Annotated in this window: 21 protein-coding genes and 1 pseudogene; 13 read left to right on the forward strand and 9 right to left on the reverse strand. The window is 73.9% G+C overall.

From position 1 onward, the window contains the following. Window positions 1-19 precede the first annotated feature (19 nt). Window positions 20-1,081, reverse strand: a complete 1,062-nt coding sequence (locus tag BLW57_RS32845; protein ID WP_093479354.1) for a lysylphosphatidylglycerol synthase transmembrane domain-containing protein — start codon at window positions 1,079-1,081, stop codon at window positions 20-22. A 247-nt stretch (window positions 1,082-1,328) separates the two neighbouring features. On the opposite strand from BLW57_RS32845, the gene BLW57_RS32850 reads away from it, so the two are divergent. After that, window positions 1,329-1,982, forward strand: a complete 654-nt coding sequence (locus BLW57_RS32850; RefSeq protein WP_093479355.1) for a DedA family protein — start codon at window positions 1,329-1,331, stop codon at window positions 1,980-1,982. Between the two features lie 16 nt (window positions 1,983-1,998). Here the strand turns inward: BLW57_RS32850 and BLW57_RS32855 are convergent, their stop codons facing one another. Beyond that, on the reverse strand, window positions 1,999-2,526 hold the full coding sequence (locus tag BLW57_RS32855) for a gamma carbonic anhydrase family protein (RefSeq protein WP_093479356.1): 528 nt from the start codon (window positions 2,524-2,526) through the stop codon (window positions 1,999-2,001). 110 nt (window positions 2,527-2,636) lie between these two features. On the opposite strand from BLW57_RS32855, the gene BLW57_RS32860 reads away from it, so the two are divergent. After that, complete coding sequence (locus tag BLW57_RS32860) at window positions 2,637-3,401, forward strand: acyltransferase (protein ID WP_093479357.1); 765 nt, start codon at window positions 2,637-2,639, stop codon at window positions 3,399-3,401. A 13-nt stretch (window positions 3,402-3,414) separates the two neighbouring features. Here BLW57_RS32860 and BLW57_RS32865 read toward each other — a convergent pair whose 3' ends face one another. Continuing rightward, window positions 3,415-4,272, reverse strand: a complete 858-nt coding sequence (locus BLW57_RS32865; RefSeq protein WP_093479358.1) for a DMT family transporter — start codon at window positions 4,270-4,272, stop codon at window positions 3,415-3,417. 108 nt (window positions 4,273-4,380) lie between these two features. On the opposite strand from BLW57_RS32865, the gene BLW57_RS32870 reads away from it, so the two are divergent. Together BLW57_RS32870 and BLW57_RS32875 are read left to right on the forward strand one after the other, a co-directional pair. Further along, on the forward strand, window positions 4,381-4,953 hold the full coding sequence (locus BLW57_RS32870; RefSeq protein WP_093479359.1) for a helix-turn-helix domain-containing protein: 573 nt from the start codon (window positions 4,381-4,383) through the stop codon (window positions 4,951-4,953). A 43-nt stretch (window positions 4,954-4,996) separates the two neighbouring features. Then, window positions 4,997-5,554 (forward strand): YbaK/EbsC family protein, encoded by a 558-nt coding sequence (locus BLW57_RS32875; RefSeq protein ID WP_093479360.1) that lies wholly within the window; start codon window positions 4,997-4,999, stop codon window positions 5,552-5,554. A gap of 211 nt (window positions 5,555-5,765) precedes the next feature. Here BLW57_RS32875 and BLW57_RS32880 read toward each other — a convergent pair whose 3' ends face one another. Then, window positions 5,766-6,815 carry a cation diffusion facilitator family transporter gene (locus BLW57_RS32880; protein ID WP_093481004.1) on the reverse strand — a complete coding sequence of 350 codons (1,050 nt, stop codon included), beginning with the start codon at window positions 6,813-6,815 and terminating at the stop codon, window positions 5,766-5,768. A 62-nt stretch (window positions 6,816-6,877) separates the two neighbouring features. Between BLW57_RS32880 and BLW57_RS32885 the strand changes: the two genes are divergently transcribed. Then, entirely contained in the window at window positions 6,878-7,279 is a 402-nt protein-coding gene (locus BLW57_RS32885) for an ArsR/SmtB family transcription factor (RefSeq protein WP_256339641.1), read from the forward strand. A gap of 66 nt (window positions 7,280-7,345) precedes the next feature. Beyond that, window positions 7,346-7,906, forward strand: a pseudogene (locus BLW57_RS32890) (MFS transporter); the annotation flags it as partial. Here the strand turns inward: BLW57_RS32890 and BLW57_RS32895 are convergent. The 3 genes from BLW57_RS32895 to BLW57_RS32905 all read right to left on the reverse strand — a co-directional run bounded on the left by BLW57_RS32895 (window position 7,879) and on the right by BLW57_RS32905 (window position 11,419). Next, on the reverse strand, window positions 7,879-9,096 hold the full coding sequence (locus BLW57_RS32895) for a 4-hydroxybenzoate 3-monooxygenase (protein WP_176985806.1): 1,218 nt from the start codon (window positions 9,094-9,096) through the stop codon (window positions 7,879-7,881). The pseudogene BLW57_RS32890 and the gene BLW57_RS32895 sit on opposite strands and share 28 nt — an antisense overlap. Before the next feature lie 68 nt (window positions 9,097-9,164). After that, window positions 9,165-10,799 (reverse strand): APC family permease, encoded by a 1,635-nt coding sequence (locus BLW57_RS32900; RefSeq protein WP_093479363.1) that lies wholly within the window; start codon window positions 10,797-10,799, stop codon window positions 9,165-9,167. A 212-nt stretch (window positions 10,800-11,011) separates the two neighbouring features. Continuing rightward, window positions 11,012-11,419, reverse strand: coding sequence for a CoA-binding protein (locus BLW57_RS32905; RefSeq protein WP_093479364.1), 408 nt, complete (start codon window positions 11,417-11,419; stop codon window positions 11,012-11,014). Between the two features lie 192 nt (window positions 11,420-11,611). Here BLW57_RS32905 and BLW57_RS32910 point away from each other — a divergent pair, with 192 nt between their 5' ends. From BLW57_RS32910 to BLW57_RS32930, 5 genes are all read left to right on the forward strand, one after another. After that, entirely contained in the window at window positions 11,612-12,466 is an 855-nt protein-coding gene (locus tag BLW57_RS32910; RefSeq protein ID WP_093479365.1) for a hypothetical protein, read from the forward strand. Continuing rightward, window positions 12,463-13,002, forward strand: a complete 540-nt coding sequence (locus tag BLW57_RS32915) for a SixA phosphatase family protein (protein ID WP_093479366.1) — start codon at window positions 12,463-12,465, stop codon at window positions 13,000-13,002. The genes BLW57_RS32910 and BLW57_RS32915 overlap by 4 nt, the downstream gene beginning before the upstream one ends. Before the next feature lie 117 nt (window positions 13,003-13,119). After that, window positions 13,120-13,746, forward strand: coding sequence for a YigZ family protein (locus BLW57_RS32920; protein WP_093479367.1), 627 nt, complete (start codon window positions 13,120-13,122; stop codon window positions 13,744-13,746). A gap of 312 nt (window positions 13,747-14,058) precedes the next feature. Then, the gene (locus BLW57_RS32925) at window positions 14,059-15,222 is read left to right on the forward strand and encodes an exonuclease SbcCD subunit D (protein ID WP_093479368.1); all 1,164 of its coding nucleotides are present in this window, start codon (window positions 14,059-14,061) and stop codon (window positions 15,220-15,222) included. Further along, a complete protein-coding gene (locus tag BLW57_RS32930; protein ID WP_093479369.1) occupies window positions 15,219-18,212 on the forward strand; it encodes an AAA family ATPase in 2,994 nt (997 codons plus the stop codon). The genes BLW57_RS32925 and BLW57_RS32930 overlap by 4 nt, the downstream gene beginning before the upstream one ends. Here BLW57_RS32930 and BLW57_RS32935 read toward each other — a convergent pair. Further along, complete coding sequence (locus tag BLW57_RS32935; protein WP_093479370.1) at window positions 18,209-18,655, reverse strand: Lrp/AsnC family transcriptional regulator; 447 nt, start codon at window positions 18,653-18,655, stop codon at window positions 18,209-18,211. The genes BLW57_RS32930 and BLW57_RS32935 overlap by 4 nt on opposite strands. 94 nt (window positions 18,656-18,749) lie before the next feature. Here BLW57_RS32935 and BLW57_RS32940 point away from each other — a divergent pair, with 94 nt between their 5' ends. Both BLW57_RS32940 and BLW57_RS32945 read left to right on the forward strand, forming a co-directional pair. Further along, on the forward strand, window positions 18,750-19,226 hold the full coding sequence (locus BLW57_RS32940; protein ID WP_073895107.1) for a rhodanese-like domain-containing protein: 477 nt from the start codon (window positions 18,750-18,752) through the stop codon (window positions 19,224-19,226). A 26-nt stretch (window positions 19,227-19,252) separates the two neighbouring features. Beyond that, complete coding sequence (locus BLW57_RS32945; RefSeq protein WP_093479371.1) at window positions 19,253-19,768, forward strand: Imm21 family immunity protein; 516 nt, start codon at window positions 19,253-19,255, stop codon at window positions 19,766-19,768. Between the two features lie 24 nt (window positions 19,769-19,792). Here BLW57_RS32945 and BLW57_RS32950 read toward each other — a convergent pair whose 3' ends face one another. Continuing rightward, a complete protein-coding gene (locus BLW57_RS32950; RefSeq protein WP_093479372.1) occupies window positions 19,793-21,031 on the reverse strand; it encodes a cytochrome P450 in 1,239 nt (412 codons plus the stop codon). Window positions 21,032-21,056: the final 25 nt, after the last annotated feature.

The following is a 21,056-nucleotide window of genomic DNA, read 5'->3' on the forward strand; positions in this document are numbered from 1 at the left end:
GGCCGGGAGCGCCCGGTGTTCACAGGGTCCTGCTGCGGATCAGTGCGGAGAGCGTCAGGGCGCCGGGCAGGAGCGGGAGCCAGTCGGTCAGGACGCGGAAGCCGATCACCGTCGCGGTGGCCATCGGCGGTGCGGCGCCGAACACGATCAGCGTCCACACGAGCGCCGCGTCCACGGCCAGCCCGCCCGGCGCCGGCACCGCCCCGCCCGCCGTACCCGCCGCGAGGTGGGCGAGCGCCACCTGCTCCCACGGCAGCCCCAGCTCCAACGAGGCCCCGACGCAGGCCAGGGTGCTCGCCTGCACCAGCGGCATCGCGACCGCCCCGCCCCACAGGGCGGCCACCCGGCAGGGCCGCGAGTGCACCGCCCGTGCGTCGGCGAGCGCGGACCGCAGCAGTCCCGTCACCGGGCGCCGCAGCGGCCGTACGACCGTCAGCAGCACCCCCGCGATCGTGAGGACCCCGCCCGTCACGGCGGCTGCCGGAACCAGCAGCCGGCCGTCCGGGACCAGGTCGCCGAGGCGCCGCCAGGCCGGCGACACCGCCAGGAACACCAGCAGCACCAGCGTCTTCGCGGACGACTTCGCCAGGCAGTACAGCCCGATCGACGCGGTGGCCCGGTCCAGCGGCACCCCTCGCGCACGCAGGAAACGCAGGGTGACGGCATGGGCGCCCAACCCGCCGGGCAGCACGTGGTTCGCGGCACCGGCGGCGAACTGCGAGGCGAGCAGCCGGCCCGGAGGCAGCCGGTCCGGCAGCGCCCCCTGCCGCACGCACGCGGCCGCCACCCAGTTCAGGCAGGTGAGGCCGGCACCGGCCAGCAGCCACCACGGATCGGCGGTGAGCAGCCGCCGGACGCCCTCGTACAGGACGGGCCGGTGGGTCACGGCCCAGCCCCCGGCGAGCAGCACGGGAGACAGGCACAGGGCCAGCCGCGCGGGCCGGCCGGACAGCGGCGAGGCGGGCCGGGCGGGGGCGCCGGTGCCGGAACCGGGCGCCCGGGGCCCGGCGGCGGTCTCCGGCCCGGGGCACGGGGGAGCGGCGGCCGGGCCGAGCGGGGGGAGCGGGGACACTGAGGACACGGGGACGTCGTCCTTCCGCAGCGGGCCCCGCGACGGGGCCTGGGGGAGGCGGGCCGGGCGAACCGCGAGGAGCCTTCCCCTCCCGCGTGACACGCGGATGTCCGCAATCCCCATGCGCGAGGGCGGTCCGGTGCCGCCGGGCAGGTGCGCGCGAACCGCCGTTCACCGCCGACCAGGTAGCCTTCCCATGGGGTGCGCTTTACATGCGGGACCCCGGCCCGTACAGCGAACAGGGGAGGAACCGGCGGTGCACGTCACTGAATGGCTGGACTCGGTGCCCGCGGCCGCGGTGTATGCCGTGGTGGCCCTGGTGATCGGGCTGGAGAGCCTGGGCATCCCCCTGCCGGGCGAGATCGTCCTCGTCTCGGCTGCCCTGATGTCCTCGCAGCACTCCGGCGTGAACCCCGTCGTACTCGGTGTGTGTGCCACCGCCGGCGCGGTGATCGGCGACTCCATCGGCTACGCGATCGGCCGCAAGGGCGGACGCCCCCTGCTCGCCTGGCTCGGCGCGAAGTTCCCGAGGCACTTCAGCGAGGGGCATGTGGCGACCGCCGAGCGCTCCTTCGAGAAGTGGGGCATGTGGGCCGTCTTCTTCGGCCGCTTCGTCGCCCTGCTGCGCATCTTCGCCGGCCCGCTCGCGGGCGTGCTGCACATGCCGTACTGGAAGTTCCTGATCGCCAACGTCCTCGGCGGCATCTGCTGGGCGGGCGGTACGACGGCCGTCATCTACTACGTGGGCGTCGTCGCCGAGGACTGGCTGAAGAGGTTCTCCTACCTCGGCCTGGTGGCGGCACTGCTGATCGGCCTGGCCTCCATGCTGATCATCAAGCGCAAGGCGAAGAAGGCCCAGAAGGACCGGACCGTGGCACCGGAGGCGGAGCCGGTGAACGCCGGGGACTGAGCCCTCCCACAGGCTCCTACTGGTGCACGTCCCGGTGCGTCTTCGCCAACTCGGCGTAGAGCGTGCCGTTGAGGGTCACACCCTGCCGCTCCTCCTCGCTCAGCTCCCGCCGCACCTTCGCCGGCACCCCCGCCACCAGCGACCCGGGCGGCACCACCATCCCCTGCGGCACCAGTGCCTGGGCGGCGACGAGCGACCCCGCCCCGATCACGGCACCGTTGAGCACGGTCGCCCCCATGCCGATCAGACAGTCGTCCTCCACGGTCGCCCCGTGCACCACCGCGTTGTGCCCGATCGACACCCGCTCCCCGACGCTCACCGGGAACCCGGGGTCGGCGTGCAGCGTCACGTTGTCCTGAACGTTCGCGCTCGCCCCCACGGTGATCCGCTCCACGTCGCCCCGCACCACCGCGCCGTACCAGACACTGGCCCCCGCGTGCAGCGTTACGTCACCGATCACGGAGGCCGTGGGCGCCACGAACGCCTCCGGATCGACCTGCGGCTCCTTGCCGCCGATACCCACGATCAGCGCCTGCTGCGTCATCACCGTCTCCTCGCGTCCGTCGGTTCCCCGCACGGTACGACACCGGGTGGGGTGAAGATCACAGCAGCCCGCTCTCTCGCCCCGGGGCGACCGGTGAGTAACGTGACCCCGTGCCGAAGCGCAAGAACACGTTCTCATCCTGGCGACGCAGGCTGCTTCAGCGCGCCGTGCACACGGGCTGGGCCTGGGTGCAGCGCACGGGTGCGGTGTCGGCGGAGAACCCCGGCCGCTTCCGTTTCGGCTCCATCGGCGAGGCCACCCGGCTGGCCTTCCCGCTCGGCACGGTCTTCGGCGAACCCTGGATCCACCTCGGCTCCCACTGCATCATCGCCGAGCAGGTCACCCTCACCGCAGGGCTCATGCCCGACCTCGATCTCGGTCCGGACCCCATCCTGCGGATCGGCGACGGGGTGGTCCTCGGCCGCGGCAGCCACGTCATCGCGGACACCACGGTCACCATCGGCAGGGACTGCTACTTCGGCCCGTACGTCTACGTCACCTCCACCAACCACTCCTACGACGACCCCCACCAGCCCATCGGCAGGCAGTGGCCGCGCATGGAGCCGGTCGAGATCGGCCCGGGCTGCTGGATCGGCACCGGCGCGGTGATCCTGCCGGGTGCCCGGATCGGCCGGAACGTGGTCGTGGCGGCCGGCGCGGTGGTGCGCGGCACGGTGCCCGACCACGCCGTGGTGGCCGGGGCCCCGGCGCGGGTCGTACGGCGCTGGACGCAGGAGGACGGCTGGCAGCCGCCGCTGCGGACGCCGGCCCCGGTGCCGATCCCGGACGGCACCACCACGGCGCAGCTGCGGGCGCTGGCGGACCTGGACGAGGACGCGGTGGCCCGGCTCGCCGCACTGGAGCCCGAAGGCTGACGCGCGCGCCGTGTCAGCCGGTCGCCAGCAGGAGCGTGCCCACCAGCGCGAGCCCCGCGCCCGCCGCCTGCACCGCGCGCAGCCGCTCGCTGAGGAAGCCGCGCGCCGCCAGCGCGGTCACCACCGGGTACAGCGACGCGAGGACGGCCGCCACGGTGACCGGGCCGTGCTGGGCGGCGACCGCGTACGTACCGTTCGCCGCCACGTCGGCGAGCCCCACGAAGGCCAGCGCGGGCATCGAGGCCCAAGGGAAGCCGTCCTCCGGCACGGCGGCGCCACCCCGCCGGACCGACGCGGCGAGCGCGACCCCGCCGACCGCGACGTTCGTCAGCCGCTGCACGAACAGGGCCAGGAACAGACCGGTGACACTCGTCGACGCCTCCGTGATCAGCGCGAACACCGTGCCGAAGCCGAGCGCCGCGACCAGGGTCAGCAGGACCGTCCGGCGCTGCACGGCCGCACCCCGCAGCTGCGGACCGCCCGCGAGGACGACACCGGTGACGGCCACCGCGATGCCTGCGGCCTGGAGCAGCCCGGGGCGTTCGCCCAGGAACAGCCCCACGCCGACCGGGACGGCCACACTGAGGGTGGCGATGGGCGAGACCACTCCCATCGGGCCGAGCGCGAGGGCCTTGTAGAAGGAGAGCAGCGCCACCGGCCCGACCAGACCCGCCGCGACCGCGAACCACAGCCGGGGACCGGCCTCGCCCCAGCCGCCGGTGCCGACCACGACCGCGCCCAGCACGGCCGCCGCGACGGCCTGCGACACGACCACGACCGTCAGCGCGGGCGTACGGCGGGTCAGCAGCCCGCCGCCGAAGTCGGCCAGACCCCACAACAGGCTCGTGGTCAGGGCGAAGAAGGCGGTCACGATGCCTCGCAGTACAGTTTGTTGAACGAGCGGGTGCGCCCCACCGTAGTTCACTCTGATGAACTGCGCCATGCAAAATAATTGCCCACCTCGGATATTGGACGGAATGTGTCGGACCTCGAAACCCTGACCCAGTCCCTGGCGCGCAATGTGAAGCACTGGCGATCGGTGCGGGGCTTCACCCTGGACGTGCTCGCCGCCCGGGCCGGCGTCAGCCGCGGGATGCTCATCCAGATCGAGCAGGCCCGCACCAACCCGAGCATCGGCACGGTCGTCAAGATCGGTGACGCGCTCGGCGTCAGCGTGACCACGCTTCTCGACTACGAGCAGGGCCCCAAGGTCCGCATCGTCCCGGCCGACCGGGCCGTACGCCTGTGGCACACCGAGGCCGGCAGCTACAACCGCCTCCTCGCGGGCACGGAGGCCCCCGGCCCGCTGGAGATGTGGGACTGGCGGCTGATGCCGGGCGAGAACAGCCCCTCCGAGCCGCACCCGGCCGGCACGGTCGAGCTGGTCCACGTCACCGCGGGCGTGCTGACCCTCACCGTGGACGGCGAGGACCACCTGGTACCGGCCGGTGCGAGCGCCTCCTTCGAGGCGCACCTGCCGCACACCTACGGCAACCGGGGCGAGGTCCCGATGGAGATGGTGATGGCCGTCTCCGTGCCGCCCGTGCCGTGAGACACCCGTACGGCGGACGGGCGGGTCTTGTTAGCGTGCGGCCATGCGCGCACCCATCGGAGACTTCGACACCGCCACCCCGGCCCCGGACTGCCTGGACGAACTGACCGCGCCGGTCGCCGACGCCGTACGCAGCTGGCAGGGCGCCGTCCCCGCCGACCGGATCCTCTTCGTCGACACCGACCCGCGCTGGGCCGACACCGCCGTCTTCGTCGAGCACTACGGCCGCGACCTGCTGGAGCGGTCGGCGAACTGCGTCGTGGTCGCGGGCAAGCGGGGCGGCGAGACCACCCTCGCGGCGTGTCTGGTCCTCTCCACCACCCGGGTCGACGTCAACGGCGTCGTCCGCCGCCAACTCGGCGCCCGCAAGGCCTCCTTCGCCTCCATGGAGACGGCGACCGGTGAGACCGGCATGGAGTACGGCGGCATCACCCCGCTCGGCCTGCCCACCGGCTGGCCCGTGCTGGTCGACTCTGTCGTCGTCGACCTGCCCTACGTCCTGGTGGGCAGCGGCCGCCGCCGCGGCAAGCTCCTGATCCCCGGCAAGGCCCTCGCCGAACTTCCGGGCGCGCTGGTCCTGGAGGGGCTCGGGACCACCTGAGTCACCGGGGCAGGGCTTCCCGGGGGATGCCGGTTCGCCGCGCTCCCTGGTCGCCCTCTCGAGAGCGTGCCCGCTTCTGCCAGGGTTCCCGCCCGGCGGGCCGGGCCCGCCGGATCCCCGTCGCCGGACCGTCCGCCCGAGGGTCACCGCCCAGGGGGTGGCCCAGCCGGAGACCGCCCGGGCGGCTCGGCTTCCTCCGGCGCCCCGTTCGTCAGGCCGGCGGATGATGGGCGAGGGCCAGGTGCGGGTCCGTCTCGCCGGGGGCCGGCGCCGGGTCGGCGTGGACCAGGGCGGCGGTCAGGCGCGGTACGGCGTGCAGCAGCGTGTGTTCCGCCGCCACGGCGATCGCGTGCGCCTGCCGTACCGTCGCCTCCCCGTCCACCACGACCGCGAGTTCGGCCCGCAGCCGGTGCCCGATCCAGCGCAGCCGCAGCTCGCCCACCTCCCGCACACCCGGTACCTCCCGCACCGCCCGTTCGGCGCGGTCCACCAGCGCCGGATCGACCGCGTCCAGTACCCGCCGGAACACCTCCCGCGCCGCGTCCCGCAGCACCAGCACGATCGCCGCCGTGATCGCCAGCCCCACCAGCGGGTCGGCCGCCCGCCACCCCAGGGCGGAGCCCGCCGCGCCCAACAGCACGGCCAGTGAGGTGAACCCGTCGGTACGGGCGTGCAACCCGTCGGCGACGAGTGCGGCCGAGCCGATCTCCCGGCCCACCCGGATCCGGTACCGGGCCACCCACTCGTTCCCGGCGAAGCCGACCAGCGCGGCGACAGCGACCACCGGCAGATGCGTGACCGGCCGCGGGTCGAGCAGCCGCCCGACGGCCACCCAGCCGGCGAAGGCCGCCGAGGCGGCGATGGTCAGGACGATGACGAGTCCCGCGAGGTCCTCGGCCCGCCCGTACCCGTAGGTGAACCGCCGGTTCGCCGCCCGCCGCCCCAGTACGAAGGCGATGCCGAGGGGAACGGCGGTCAGCGCGTCGGTCGCGTTGTGCACCGTGTCCCCGAGCAGCGCCACCGACCCGGACACGGCCACGACGCCGGCCTGCGCCAGTGCGGTCGCCCCGAGCACCGCCAACGACACCCACAGCGCACGCATCCCGCGTGCCGAGGACTCCAGCGCCGGGTCCACCTTGTCGGCCGTGTCGTGGGAGTGCGGGGCGAGGAGGTGGGCGAGACGACGGCGCGGGCCGGGGGAGGAGCCGTGCGGGTGCGGGTGCGGGTGCGCCCCGTGCTGATGAGGGTGCCGTTCACTCACGTCGAGCCCCTTCGCGGTGTGCGGGAGTGGACGCGCGGCGCCCACGGAGCCATTATGTGCGTATGAGCGCACGCATGCACCTATCACCTGCGCACCATGCGCACCCGCGCAGCACGGGCGAGGAGCGGTTCGCGCTCGCCGCCGAACTCCTCTCCCTGCTGGGCGACCGCACCCGCCTCGCGCTGATGCACGCCCTGGCGGAGGGCGAGGCCGACGTCGGCACGCTCACCGAGGCGTGCGGCGCCGCCCGCCCGGCCGTCAGTCAGCACCTGGCCCGGCTGCGGCTCGCCGGCCTGGTGGACACGCGCAAGGAGGGCCGCCGGGTGATCTACTCACTCCGCCACGGACATCTGCGCCGGCTGGTCGAGGAGGCACTGCGGACGGCGGACCACCGGCTCGCCGAGCGCGGTGGGGAAGCGGGGACGGCCGGCGACGAGGGGCCGGTCACCGAAGCAGGGCGCTGAGCCGTTCCAGCAGGGCCAGGGCCTCTTCCGGATCCGCCGTCGCAGCCGACCGCGGTACTCCCGCTCGGCCTCTGCTTCCAGCAGGTGCTCGGCTTCTCCGCCGTCCACGCCGGACTGGCGCTCGCGCCGTCCCCGCTGGTGTCCTTCGTGGTCTCCCCGCTCGCCGGGCGGCTGGGCGACCGTGTCGGCGGCCGACGGGTGCTGCTCGCGGGGCCGGCGTCCTTCTGCGCGGGGCTCGTCGCGGTGATCCCGCTCGCGCAGGGCTCCGCCTCGGCCCTGGTCTTCACCGTGCCGCTGATGTGCATGGGCCTCGGCAGCGGCTGCATGATCGCCCCGCTGTCCACCGAGGCGATGCGGCGCGTTCCCGGCCACCTCGCCGGCGCGGCCGCCGGTGTCAACAGCACGGTCCGGCAGTTGGGTTCGGTCCTCGGGAGCGGCGCAGCCACCGCGCTCATGGCGGCGGGCGCCACCCCGCCGGCCGGGCTCCACCTGGCCATGGCACTCGGAGTCGTCCTGCTCGCCCTCGCGGGAGCGGCCCTGTGCCTCGGCGGCCGCACGAGCGCGGTGGCGGCCGCCGTCCGAGCCGGCCGGCACCGGGATCAGAACGCGGTGGCCGTCCCGAGGTAGCGCTCGGCGAAGGCCGCCGCCGCGGCCGGCGAGGTGAACAGCCGGCGCAGCCGGGCCAGCGTGGTCCCGGTGCGGTACGGGTCGCCGGAGGAGGCGCCGTGGTAGATCCCGGAGAGCCACTCGGAGAACTCGTGGTAGTCCCACACGCGTCGCAGGCAGGTCTCCGAGTAGCCGTCCAGGCCCGCGGAGTCGCCCTTGGTCAGCTGGGCCACGAGGCCGTCTCCGAGCAGGAACGCGTCGTGCAGCGCGAGGTTCATGCCCTTCGCGGCGATCGGCGCGACGAGATGGGCGGCGTCGCCGGCCAGCAGGAGGCGGCCGAACACCATGGGTTCGACGACGTAGTTGTGCATGTCCAGCACGCGCTTCTCCAGCAGCCGCCCCTCCGCGAGCGGCGGGCGGTCCGCCGCGTGCAGGCGTCGCTGGAGTTCGTCCCAGACGCGGGCGTGCGACCAGGTGTCCGGGTCGTCGCCGGGCGGGCACTGGAGGTAGTAGCGGGTCACCTCGGCGCTGCGGGGCATGTGCCCGGCGAACCCGTCGGCGTGTATGCCGAACAGCACACGGTCGGCGGACGGCGGCGCCTCGGCCAGCAGCGCCAGCCAGCCGATGCCGTAGTCGTACCGGGACGTCCGCGCCCGCGCGGGCAACGCGGCCCGGCTCGCCCCGCGGGCCCCGTCGCAACCGGCGACGAAATCGCAGGTCACCTGCCGGCGTTCGCCGCTGTCCGGGTCGGTGTACGACACGGAGGGCCGGTCGGAGTCCAGGTCGTGCAGGCGTACGTCGCGCACGCCGAAGCGGATCTCGCCGCCGCGTACGTCGGCGTACTCACGCACGAGGTCGGTCACGAGCAGCGGTTGCGGGTACACCCAGTGGTGACGTCCCGTCAGTTCCTGGTACGGGAAGCGGTGGCCCCGGCCGGCGAAGCGGAACTCGAACTCGGTCTGCCGTTCCGCGCGGCGAAGCAGGTCGCCGGCCAGCCCGCGCCGTTCGAGACCGCGTACGGCCCACTCCTCGATGACGCCGGCGCGGGGCCGCTGCTCGATGAACGCACGGGTCTCGGTCTCCAGGACCAGACAGTCGACACCGGCGGCGCGCAGGACGTTGCCGACGGTCAGACCGGCCGGTCCGGCGCCCAGGACGACGACCGGAAAGCGGTCGGCGGAAGGGGAGTCGGTGTGGGGGGAGGGAGACATCACGCCAGCATAATGACGGTGTCCCGCCGGACGAGCCGACGGGACACCGTGGGTGACGCGGGAGCGGGTCAGTGCGCGGGCATGTCCGTGACCACGACTTCCTCGATGCTGCGCTCGATCGCCTCCGCCTTCGAGGCGGTGGCCTTGGCCCAGTAGTAGATGGCCACGGAGAAGGCCGTCACGACCAGGATGTCCCAGTACATCGGGATGGTGCCACGGCCGCCGAAGCCGCCCAGCCAGGAGATCAGGCCCAGGCCGAACAGGTAACCGGGCAGCCACTGCGCCGCCTTGAAGTCCATCCGGGGCGCGTCCGGCCGGCGCTTCGCGGTGGCGTACCAGGCGTACGAACCCAGCAGCACGTAGCCGAGCAGGATCGCGAAGCCCAGCCGCCACAGGGTGTCCCAGCCGGCCCAGTAGATGATCAGGTTGGCGACCACGAACGACGCCGGCGAGATGAACTTGCCGAAGGGCAGCCGGTAGGGGCGCTCGTGGTGCGGCAGCCGGTCGGAGAAGACGCCGTACGCCAGCGGGGCGCCCGCGTACATCAGCACACTCGCCGAGGTGATGAAGCCGACCAGCTCCTGCCAGCTCGGGAAGGGCAGGAAGCAGACCACACCGGTGACGAACGACATGAGCAGGCCGAACCACGGCACGCCGCGCTTGTCGGTCTTGGCGAACGCCTTCGGCGCGTAGCCGTTCTTGGCCAGGCCGAACGAGACGCGGGAGGTGGCGGTGGTGTAGATCAGGCCGGTGCCACCGGGGGAGATGATGGCGTCGACGTAGAGCACCCAGCCCAGCCAGCCGAGGCCCACCAGGGTCGCCAGGCCCGCCCACGGGCCGCTGATGCCGGCGAAGTCCAGCTTGGCCCAGCCGTGCGCGAACGAGGCGTGCGGCAGCGCGGCGATGAACACGACCTGCAGCAGGATGTAGATCACGGCGCCGATCGCCACCGAGCCGAGGGTCGCCCGCGGCAGGTCACGCTTCGGGTTGCGGCTCTCGCCCGCCAGCTGGATCGCCTGCTCGAAGCCGAGCAGCGCGAAGATGATGCCGCTGGAGCTGATGGCGCCCAGGACGCCCTTCATGCCGAACGGCGCGAAGCCTTCCGAGGTGAAGTTGCTGCCGTGGAAGTTGCCCACCGCGATGATGAAGATCGCCGCGAGCGGGACGGCGATCTTCCACCAGGTGGCCGCGCTGTTGGTGTGCGCGAGGGCGCGGACACCGAAGAAGTTGACACCGACGAAGATCGCCATCAGCACGACGGCCGAGAGGAAACCGCTGGTCGTCAGGGTGCCGTCGGCGTGCTGCAGACCCTGGGCCCACTTCCAGTGACCGGCGTAGCCGATCATCGCCTCTACCTCGATCGGCGCCACGGTGGCCGCCTGGAGCCAGGCGAACCAGCCGAAGGACATGCCGGCCAGGCCGCCGAAGGCGTAGTGCGGGTAGCGGGCCGTGCCGCCGGCGACCGGGAACATGCCGCCGAGTTCGGCGTGCACCAGCGCCAGCAGCACGATGGCCACCGTGCCGATCACCCACGAGATGATCGCCGCGGGGCCGGCCACGACGACCGCCTTCTCGGCGCCGTACAGCCAGCCGGATCCGATGATGGAGCCCACGGAGGCCCACATCAGACCGATCAGTCCGACGTCCCGGCGCAGACCGCCGGACTCCGTCGTGGCCTGTGGCAAGGCGTCGACTTTCGCCATGTCAAGTGGCCTCTCAGTTCATGAACGCAGAATTAACGAACGACGCCACAGGCTAGGAAGGTATTCCGCGCCACGAAAAGACTGTTTAGGAAAACTTGACCCAGGATCTTGCCTGTCTTGGGAACGGCCACGCTGACGGTCTTCGTACAGGTCAGACATCAACTCGGAATGTCAATATTCAGCGGTGAATTGTGAGAAGAAGGTGAGACAGGTCACCGCAACAGGGGAATTTCGATCGCCGGGCAGCGGTCCATGACCATCTCCAGACCCGCCTCCCGGGTCCGCGCGTAGGCGGCCTCGTCGACCACACCCAGCTGGAACCACACCGCCCGCGCGTTCTTCGCCACGGCCTCGTCGGCCACCGCGCCCGCCAGCTCGCTGTGCACGAAGACGTCCACCACGTCCACGTCGAAGGGGATGTCCGCGAGGGTGGCGTACCCCTGCTCGCCGTGCACCGTCTCGGCCTTCGGGTGCACCGGCACGATCCGCTTCCCGTACCGCTGGAGCACCTGCGCCACCCCGTAGGCGGCGCGGCTCCGGTTGGTGGACAGGCCGACCACGGCCCAGGTGTCGCCCAGCTCGGTCAGGATCCTGCGGATCGTCGCTTCGTCGCCGTACACCGGCTGCCTCCGGGGGATGTCGGGTCGTCGGTCCGCCGGCCGGCCCGGTCCTCCCCGTCCGGCCGCGTCCCGTCTGCTTCGTCCGGGCAACAGCACCCTCCGGGCGCTGATTCCCGCCCCGTACCCCGGCACGGTGACCGGAATCGGGGCAAGGTGCCTGCGCGGCGCCGTCCGCCCGCCTACGCTCGGCCCGTGCTGCGCATCCTCGACGCCCGTACCGGTAAGCCCGTCCCCGCCGCGCCCGCCCGGCGCGGCCTGACCCGTATCGAGGCCCACGCCTCCGGCCTGGACCCCACGGACCTGCGGGTGCTGCTCACCGCCGACCTTCTCGTCCGGGCCCTGGAACTGGGCGGCACCCCCGTCTGGACGATCCTCACCGCGCCCCTCCGGCTGGCCGAGCTCCGCACGGCCGCCACGGCCCTGGCGATCCGCCCGTTCGAGGACGGCCGCGACCTGGCGTCCGGGCTGGGAGAGGCACAGGCGATCCATGTCGTGGCCGGGGACGGCGGACCCGTACCGGGCCCGGGGCCGGTCGCGAGCGTGGCGCCGGTGGTGTGGACCGGGGCACCGGGGCCGCACGCCGGTGCGGAGGGGACACGGCCCGGCGCCGCGTCCGCGGACTCCGACGCGGGCCGGGACGCCGTCCCCGGTGTGCCGCCGGGCGCTTCCCCGGCGCCCCCGCGCCTCCCGCTGCCCGACCTCCTCGCCGACCCCGCCGCCCTGCGCCTGGCCCTGCTCTCGGTGCCGCGCGGCGAAACCGTGCACCTGGACCGCGCCGGACTCGACCGGGCCGCAGGGCAGCTCACCCACTGGCGGCGCGCCGTGGCCGCGTGGGCGCGCAGGCCCTCGCGGCCGGTGCCCGAGGACGTGCGGGTACGGCTGCGGGCAGCCTGGGAGGACGATCTGGACCTGCCCGCGGTGCTGGAGGTGCTGCGGGACGTGGAGACCGCACCCGGCGTGCCCGACGGCGCCCGCTTCGAGACGTACGTCTACGCCGACCGGCTGCTCGCCCTCGACCTGCCCAGCGACCTGGGGACCCTCGCGTGATCGAGCGGGCGGGTGCCGGCCCGATGCGCCGTCTGATGGTGCTGCGGCACGCCAAGTCCGCCTGGCCCGAGGGGGTCCAGGACCACCGCAGACCCCTCGGACCGCGCGGACTGCGGGACGCCCCGGCCGCGGGCCGCGCCCTCGCGGAGGTCGGCGGCCTGCCCGACCTCGCCCTCTGCTCCACCGCCGTACGCGCCCGCCGCACCTGGGAGCTGGCCGCCGCCGAATGGGGCACCCCGCCCCCGGTCCGCTACGACCGACGGCTGTACGCGGCCGGCGTGGCGGATCTGCTCGACGTCGTGCGCGAGGTCCCGCGGGAGGTGGAGGCGCTGCTGCTGGTCGGACACAACCCCGGCCTCGAGGAACTGGTGGCGGAACTGGCCGGCGACGGACTCGACGACTCGCTGGAGCGGCTGCGGGCCAAGTTCCCGACGTCCGCGATCGCGATCCTGACCTGGCGCGGCACCGGCTGGCCCGCCCTCGGCCCGGGCACCGCCCTGCTCACGTCCTTCATGGTGCCGCGCGGGAAGAAGTAGCCGGGGGAGAAGAAGAGACAGCCGGGGGAGAGGAAGGGCGAGGAGGCCGCCCCGGCCCCGGGCGGGGGCGCCGGCACCGCGATCATGGCCGGCGGCCGCCTCGCATAGGCTGACGGGATGCAGGACGAGTACCGCACAGTGGCCCGCGCGGGCGTGCACGAGACCGAGGTCAACCGCTCCCGCTTCCTGTGCGCCCTCGCCCCGGCCGCCACCGAGCAGGAGGCGCAGGAGTTCGTCGCCTCCGTCCGCAAGGAGCACGCCGACGCCTCCCACAACTGCTGGGCGTACGTCGTCGGCGCGAACGCCCAGGTGCAGAAGGCGAGCGACGACGGCGAACCCGGCGGCACCGCGGGCGTCCCCATGCTCCAGATGCTCCTGCGCCGGGACATGCGCTACGTCGTCGCGGTCGTCACCCGGTACTACGGCGGCGTCAAGCTCGGCGCCGGCGGACTCATCCGCGCCTACGGCGGATCCGTCGGCGAGGCCCTGGACACGCTCGGCACGATCACCCGGCGCCGCTTCCGGCTGGCCACGGTGACCGTCGACCACCAGCGCGCGGGCAAGGTCCAGAACGACCTCCGCGCCACCGGACGCGAGGTGCGCGACGTCCGCTACGGCGAGTCGGTCACCCTGGAGATCGGCCTGCCGGACGCCGACGTGGACGCCTTCCGGGCCTGGCTCGCCGACGCGACGGCGGGCACGGCGACCCTCGAACTGGGCGGAGAGGCGTACGGCGACGCGTGAGCCGGGGCGGTCGGGTTCCGGGGACCCGCCCTCGCCGAGTGCTTCCGCTCACACGGGACGCAGGGGGCGAAAGACGTGAACCGTCCGCATCGATGGGCGAGAAAGCGGCTTCTTTCTGTTTTGTCCGCTCGTGAAGGCGGCCTGCACGCCCTTCGTCCGAGACTCCAACGGCCGTTCGCGGGCGGTCCGTCCAGCCCGTGCGACCGCCACCGCGGGGCAGCGGGGACGCCAGGTGCGGAAAGAGCCGGGTGAAGGGGGGAAGGCGGGAGTTACCGCCCGTGATGTCGGACCCGGCCGTTAGTCTCGGGGATCATGAGACTCCTGCACACCTCCGACTGGCATCTCGGCCGGGCCTTCCACCGGGTGAACATGCTCGGGGCCCAGGCCGAGTTCATCGGTCACCTCGTCGCCACCGTGCGCGAGCGCGAGGTGGACGCGGTGGTCGTCGCCGGGGACGTGTACGACCGCGCGGTGCCGCCGCTCGCCGCGGTCGAGCTGTTCGACCGGGCCCTGCACCGCCTCGCCGGTCTCGGCGTGCCCACGGTGATGATCTCCGGCAACCACGACTCGGCCCGTCGCCTCGGCGTCGGCGCGGGACTCATCGACCGCGCGGGCATCCACCTGCGCACCGAACCGTCCGCCGTCGGCACCCCGGTCGTGCTGTCCGACGCCCACGGCGACGTCGCCTTCTACGGCCTGCCGTACCTCGAACCCGCCCTGGTGAAGGACGAGTTCGCGGTCGACCGGGCCGGCCACGAGGCCGTGCTCGGCGCCGCCATGGACCGCGTCCGCGCCGACCTCGCCACGCGCGTGGCGGGCACCCGCTCCGTCGTCCTCGCCCACGCCTTCGTCACCGGCGGCCGGGGGAGCGACAGCGAACGGGACATCACCGTCGGCGGAGTGGCCGCCGTACCCGCGGGGATCTTCGACGGCGTCGACTACGCGGCACTCGGGCATCTGCACGGCTGCCAGACGATCACCGAGCGCGTGCGCTACTCGGGCTCCCCGCTGGCCTACTCCTTCTCCGAGACCGACCACCGCAAGAGCATGTGGCTGGTCGACCTCGCCGCCGACGGCTCCGTCGCCGCCGAGCGCCTCGACTGCCCGGTCCCGCGCCCGCTCGCCCGGATCCGAGGCACCCTGGAGGACCTCCTCGCCGACCCGGAACTGACGCACCACGAGGAGGCGTGGGTCGAGGCCACCCTCACCGACGCGGTCCGCCCGGCCGACCCCATGGCCCGGCTCACCGAGCGCTTCCCGCACACCCTCAGCCTCGTCTTCGCCCCCGAGCGGGCCCCGGACGACCCCCAGGTGTCGTACGCCCGGCGGCTCGCGGGCCGCAGCGACCAGCAGATCGCCCAGGACTTCGTCGCCCACGTCCGCGGCGCCGGCCCCGACGAGCGGGAGACGGCCGTGCTGCGGGACGCCTTCGACACGGTCCGCGCCGACCACGCCGTACGGGAGGTGGCCCGGTGAGGCTGCACCGGCTCGACATCACCGCCTTCGGGCCCTTCGGCGGCTCGCAGCGCGTCGACTTCGACGCCCTGTCCGCCGCCGGGCTCTTCCTGCTGCACGGCCCGACCGGCGCGGGCAAGACCTCCGTCCTCGACGCCGTCTGCTACGCCCTCTACGGTTCCGTGCCCGGCGCCCGCCAGAGCGGCCAGGGCATGAACCTGCGCAGCGACCACGCCGAGACCGGCACCCGTACCGAGATCCGCCTCGAACTGACCGTCGCCGGACGCCGGCTGGAGATCACCCGGCAGCCACCCTGGGAGCGGCCCAAGCTGCGCGGCAAGGGCAGCACCGTCGACAAGGCGCAGACCTGGCTGCGCGAGTACGACTCCAGCGCCCGCACCTGGAAGGACCGCAGCCGCTCCCACCAGGAGATCGGCGAGGAGGTCACCCAGCTGCTCGGTATGAGCCGCGAGCAGTTCTGCCAGGTCGTCCTGCTGCCCCAGGGCGACTTCGCCCGCTTCCTGCGCGCCGACGCCGAGGCCCGCGGCAGGCTGCTCGGCCGCCTCTTCGACACCCAGCGGTTCGCCGACGTCGAGAAGCGACTCGCCGAACGCCGGCGCGCCACCGAGGCACGCGTGCGGGAAGGCGACGCGACGCTGCTCGCCGACGCCCACCGCATGCAGCAGGCGGCCGGGGACGCCATGGAGCTGCCCGAGCTGGCACCCGGCGAGCCGGGCCTGGCCGAGGCCGTCCTCCAGGCGGCCGCCGTCGCCCGCGCGACCGCCCGCGAACGCCTCACCGTCGCCCACTGCCGCCTCGGCGCGGCCGAGTCCGCCCACACCGAGGCCCGGCGCGTCCTCGGCGACGCCCGCGAACTCGCCCGGCTGCAGGACCGGTTCGCCGAGGCACGCCGGCGCGCCGAGGGCCTCCAGGAGCGGGCCGGTGCACACCGCGAGGCCCAGCAGCGCATGGAGCGCTCCCGCAAGGCGGAGTCGGTCGCACCCGCGCTGGAGCTGCGGGACGTCACCGAGGAGGAGCACCACCGGGCCGACCGGGCCGAGGCGCACGCGCGCGGCCTGCTGCCCGACTCCTACGCCGACGCCGACGCCGGATCGCTCGCCGGCGCCGCCCGCCGGGCCGCCGAGGAACTGGGCGGTCTGGACGCCGCCCGGCGCGCCGAGCAGCGGCTCGCCGCCCTGATCGAGGAGCGGGCCGGGCTCGACCGGCAGGAGCGCGCCGACGACGACGTGCTGCGCGAGGCGGAGTCCTGGCTCGCGGACTGGGACACCACACGCGCGGCCCTGCAGACGCGCATCGACTCCGCCCAGGAGGCCGCCACCCGCGCCGAACAGCTCGCCGTACGGCAGGAGCCGATGGCGGCCCGGCTCGCCGCCGCCCGCACCCGGGACGAGCTGGCCGCCGACCTGGAAGCGGCCGGGCGGCGCGCCCGCGCCTCCGAGCAGAGCGCCCTCGACGCCCGCGCCCACTGGCTGGACCTCAAGGAACAGCGCCTGAACGGTATCGCCGCCGAACTCGCCGCCCACCTCACCGACGGCGAGCCCTGCGCGGTGTGCGGCGCCACCGAGCACCCCGCGCCGGCCCGCAAGGTGGCCGGACACGTCGACCGGGAGGCCGAGGAACGGGCCCATGCGGACTCGCGGCAGGCGGACCGGCAGCACGCCGAGGACGAACGGCGCCTCGGCGTCGTCCGCGAGGCCCTGGCCGCCGCCACCGCCGAGGCCGGCGACACACCCACCGACCGGCTCGAAGCGCAGACGGCGGAGCTGGAGCGGGAGCACGCCCGCGCCCGCCGTGACGCCTCCGCGCTGCACGCCGCCCACGAGGAGCTGCGGGCTGCCGAACAGGAGCGCGAGCGGCGCCTCGCCGACCGCCAGCAGGCCGCCGTCCGCACCGCCTCCCGCCTCACCCGGCGCGAGACCCTGGAGCGGGAACAGGCGCTGCTGGAGGAGGAGCTGACGCAGGCGCGCGGCACCGCGGACAGCGTGGCCACCCGTGCCGCCCAGCTGGAACGGCAGGCGGCGCTGCTCACCCGTGCCGCCGACGCCGCGCGCGCCGCCGAGGACACCGCCCAGCGGCTGAAGGACGCCGACGCCCGCCTCGCCGACGCCGCCTACCGGGCCGGTTTCGACACCCCACGGGCAGCCGCCGCCGCGCTCCTGGACGACGCCGCGCACCGGGAGCTGCAGCACCGCCTGGACGCCTGGCAGACGGAGGAGGCCGCCGTACGCGCGGTGCTGGCCGAGGCCGACACCGCGGCCGCCGCCCAGCGCCCGGCCGCAGACGTGCCGGCGGCGGAGCGGACCGCGGCCACGGCGGAACGCCGCCTGCGCGAGGCGGCCTCCGCGCGCGACGCCGCCGCCCGCTGCTGCACCGAGCTGGACCGCCTGTCCGCCCGGGCCGCCGAGGCCGTACGACGCCTCGGGCCGCTCCGCGACGAGTACGACCGGGTCGCCCGGCTCGCCGCCCTCACCGCCGGCACCTCCGCCGACAACGAACGCCGGATGCGTCTGGAGTCCTACGTGCTGGCGGCCCGGCTGGAGCAGGTCGCCGCCGCCGCGACCGTCCGCCTCCAGCGGATGTCCTCGGGCCGCTACACCCTCGTCCACTCCGACGACCGCACCGGACGCGGCCGCAGCGGGCTCGGGCTGCACGTGGTCGACGCCTGGACCGGGCGGGAGCGGGACACCGCCACCCTGTCCGGCGGCGAGACCTTCTTCGCCTCCCTCGCGCTCGCCCTCGGCCTGGCCGACGTCGTCACCGACGAGGCGGGCGGTGTCCGCCTGGACACCCTCTTCATCGACGAGGGCTTCGGCAGCCTCGACGACCAGACCCTCGACGAGGTCCTGGACGTCCTCGACTCCCTGCGCGAACGCGACCGCAGCGTCGGCATCGTCAGCCACGTCGCCGACCTCCGCCGCCGCATCCACGGCCAACTGGAGGTCGTCAAGGGCAGGACGGGGTCGGTGCTGCGGCAGCGGGGGGCGGTCTAGCGGCCCAGGGGGCGGCGGGGCAGCGGGGAGGAGTAGACGACGCTCGTCGTCACCGAGCCCAGGGCGCCGATCCTGCCGGAGATCTCCTCCAGGTGGGACATGGACCGCGCGGTGACCTTGATGACGAAGCAGTCGTCGCCGGTGACGTGGTGGGCCTCCAGGATCTCGGGCGTCGCCGCGACCAGGTCGTGGAACGGCTTGTAGTTGCCGTTCGGGTACCTGAGCCGCACGAACGCCAGTATCGGCAGTCCGAGCCGCTCGGGGTCGACGACCGCCGCGTACCCCTGGATGACGCCCGCCTCCTCCAGCCGCCGGACCCGTTCGGTGACGGCACTCGGCGACATGGAGACCGCCCGGGCCAGTTCGGCGTAGCTGGCCCGTCCCTCGCGCTGGAGGACTTCGAGGATGCGCCAGTCGGTGGCGTCCGGGGAATACACGGTCATCCCGGATGGATAGCAGGGGAATCCCCGGCCGGGCAAGGGCAGGCCCGTGGATCGTCCCTTCAGGGCGCGGGCGCCGGACCGTAGATTTCCGTGCATGATCACTCATGCCTCCGAGAACCCCGTCCTCCGTGTCGCCCCCGCGGCTCCCGCCGAGGCCGCCGCCCACTTCCGGGCGAGCCTCGCCTTCCACGCCGACGTCTCCGACGTGGCCGCCGCCCTCACGGCCGGCACCGACCCCGGCTTCGCCGTCGTCGACACCCGCTCCACCGCGTCCTGGGACCAGGGCCACGTCCCCGGCGCCGTGCACCTGCCGACCGCGCTCGTCCCCGAGCAGGCCGAGCGGCTCCTCGACCGGTCCGTGCCCGTCGTGACGTACTGCTGGGGACCCGGCTGCAACGGTGCCACCCGCGCCGCCCTCGCCCTCGCCGAACTCGGCTTCCGCGTCAAGGAGATGCTCGGCGGCTTCGAGTACTGGGTCCGCGAGGGCTTCCCCTACGAGACCTGGCAGGGGCCGGCCCGCCGGGACGCCGACCCGCTGACGGCACCCGTGGAAGGCGAGTGCGGCTGCTGACGGCCCGCCGTGTAGGTTCTTGCGCCATGGCTCGATACGCGGATCCAGGCGTGCTGGAGTGGGTGGAGTCGGGCGGCGGTCCGCTGATAGCCGTACCGGAGACGGTCCTGCCGTTCTGGGCGGGTGCCGACACCGAGGAACTCGACACGGACTACGACCGGGCGTGCGAGGTCGTCGGACACATCGGCCTGCTGCCGGTCGGCGACAGCGCGGCCCTCGTCCTCGGCGACGAGCCGGCCTCCACCTCCTACCTGCCCGAGCACCACACCCTCGTGCGCTGGTCGGCCGCGGACTCCGAGGACGAACTGCTCGCCGCCGTCCCGGCCGCGCTCGCGGAGGCCGAGTGGGGCGACGAGGTCCGCTGGACCGTTCCCGGCCCCGTCGTCCTCTTCGACTCAGCCCGGCAGGGCGGCGACACCCCGCGCATCGAACACCTCCGCATCCCGCTGGATGCGGGCCCCTACGCGGTGCGAGCCGCCTGGGCCACCCCGCGACCCGAGACCTGGGTCGGCCTGGTGCAGCTCAGACGGCTCGCCACCTGACGGGCCGCTCGCCCCGGCACAACCTCAACGCAGGTCGTCGAAGGCGATGTTCAGGTGCCGCGGGCCGCGCAGCACCGCGTTCGGCCGGTACGGCGGCGGATCCTCGACCAGCCGCGGGTTCTCCAGCCGGCGGGCCAGTTCGATCAGGGCGATCTGCGTCTCCAGCCGGGCCAGCGGAGCGCCGAAGCAGCTGTGGATGCCGCTGCCGAAGCCGAGGTGCTGGATGTCCTCCCGGTCCGGGTCGAACCGCTCGGGGTTCTTGAACCGCTCCGGATCCCGGTTGCCGGCCGCGATCATCAGCCAGATGCGCGACCCCTTGGGGATGGTGACCCCGCGCACCTCGATGTCGGCGATGCAGGTGCGCTGCGGCACGATCTGCACCGGCGGCTCGTACCGCAGCAGCTCCTCCACGATGTTGACCGCCAGCGCCGGCTCCTCCCGCAGCCGCCGCAGGACGTCCGGGTGGCGCAGCAGGGTGAGCATGCCGTTGGTGATGAGGTTGACCGTCGTCTCGTGGCCGGCGATCAGCAGCAGCACGGCGGTGCTGAGCACCTCCATCATCGTCATGGAGCCGTTCGGGCCGTCGCTGCGCACCAGGTCGGAGAGCAGGTCGTCCTGCGGTTCCTTGGTGCGCTGCTCGGCCAGGCCGGACAGATACATGCCGAGCGCCATCCGCGACTCCCGCAGGGAGTTCAGGAACTCCTCGTCCGCGCCCTGCCGGGTGTCGGGGTCGAGGCTCGCGACCAGCGGGTCGACCCAGGCGCGGAACTTCGGCTCGTCCTCCCGGGGCACCCCGAGCAGCCGGCAGATCACCGTCACCGGGAACGGATAGGCGAACTGGTCGACCAGGTCGACCTGCCGGGCGTCGCCGAAGCCGTCGATCAGATGGGTGACCGTCGCCGCCATGTCGCCCCGCAGGTTGTCGACCCGGCGGGGCCGGTGGGGCGGCCCGAAGCCGCTGTTGGCGATGCGCCGCAGCCGGTCGTGCTCGGGCGGGTCCAGGCGCAGGAAGGACGGCGGCAGCCCGCCCGTCTCCTCCAGGTCGTTCAGCGCGTCGCGCCCCGAGGCGGCCACGTTGGCGGCGTCGGAGCTGATCCGCGGATCGTGGAGCAGGGCCTTGATGTCGTAGTACGAGCTGAGGACGTAGGGGCCGCCCTCCTCCTCGTGCAGCACCGGGGTGGCGCGGAGCTCCTCGTACAGCGGGTACGGGTCGGCGCGGTTCGCGAAGTCGGTGATCCGGTTGACCAGCGAGGCTTCTGTCATGACAGGTCCTTGGGCGTCGGGCCGG

Source organism: Streptomyces sp. 1222.5 (assembly GCF_900105245.1).
Lineage (GTDB): Bacteria > Actinomycetota > Actinomycetes > Streptomycetales > Streptomycetaceae > Streptomyces > Streptomyces albidocamelliae.

Excerpts from the sequence above, each read along its gene's own strand:
- BLW57_RS32925 (WP_093479368.1), top strand. The coding sequence starts at position 14,059 with ATGAGACTCCTGCACACCTCCGACTGGCATCTCGGCCGGGCCTTCCAC.
- BLW57_RS32895 (WP_176985806.1), bottom strand. The coding sequence starts at position 9,096 with ATGTCTCCCTCCCCCCACACCGACTCCCCTTCCGCCGACCGCTTTCCG.
- BLW57_RS32935 (WP_093479370.1), bottom strand. The coding sequence starts at position 18,655 with ATGACCGTGTATTCCCCGGACGCCACCGACTGGCGCATCCTCGAAGTC.
- BLW57_RS32920 (WP_093479367.1), top strand. The coding sequence starts at position 13,120 with ATGCAGGACGAGTACCGCACAGTGGCCCGCGCGGGCGTGCACGAGACC.
- BLW57_RS32940 (WP_073895107.1), top strand. The coding sequence starts at position 18,750 with ATGATCACTCATGCCTCCGAGAACCCCGTCCTCCGTGTCGCCCCCGCG.
- BLW57_RS32885 (WP_256339641.1), top strand. The coding sequence starts at position 6,878 with ATGAGCGCACGCATGCACCTATCACCTGCGCACCATGCGCACCCGCGC.
- BLW57_RS32900 (WP_093479363.1), bottom strand. The coding sequence starts at position 10,799 with ATGGCGAAAGTCGACGCCTTGCCACAGGCCACGACGGAGTCCGGCGGT.
- BLW57_RS32945 (WP_093479371.1), top strand. The coding sequence starts at position 19,253 with ATGGCTCGATACGCGGATCCAGGCGTGCTGGAGTGGGTGGAGTCGGGC.
- BLW57_RS32950 (WP_093479372.1), bottom strand. The coding sequence starts at position 21,031 with ATGACAGAAGCCTCGCTGGTCAACCGGATCACCGACTTCGCGAACCGC.
- BLW57_RS32875 (WP_093479360.1), top strand. The coding sequence starts at position 4,997 with ATGCGCGCACCCATCGGAGACTTCGACACCGCCACCCCGGCCCCGGAC.
- BLW57_RS32855 (WP_093479356.1), bottom strand. The coding sequence starts at position 2,526 with ATGACGCAGCAGGCGCTGATCGTGGGTATCGGCGGCAAGGAGCCGCAG.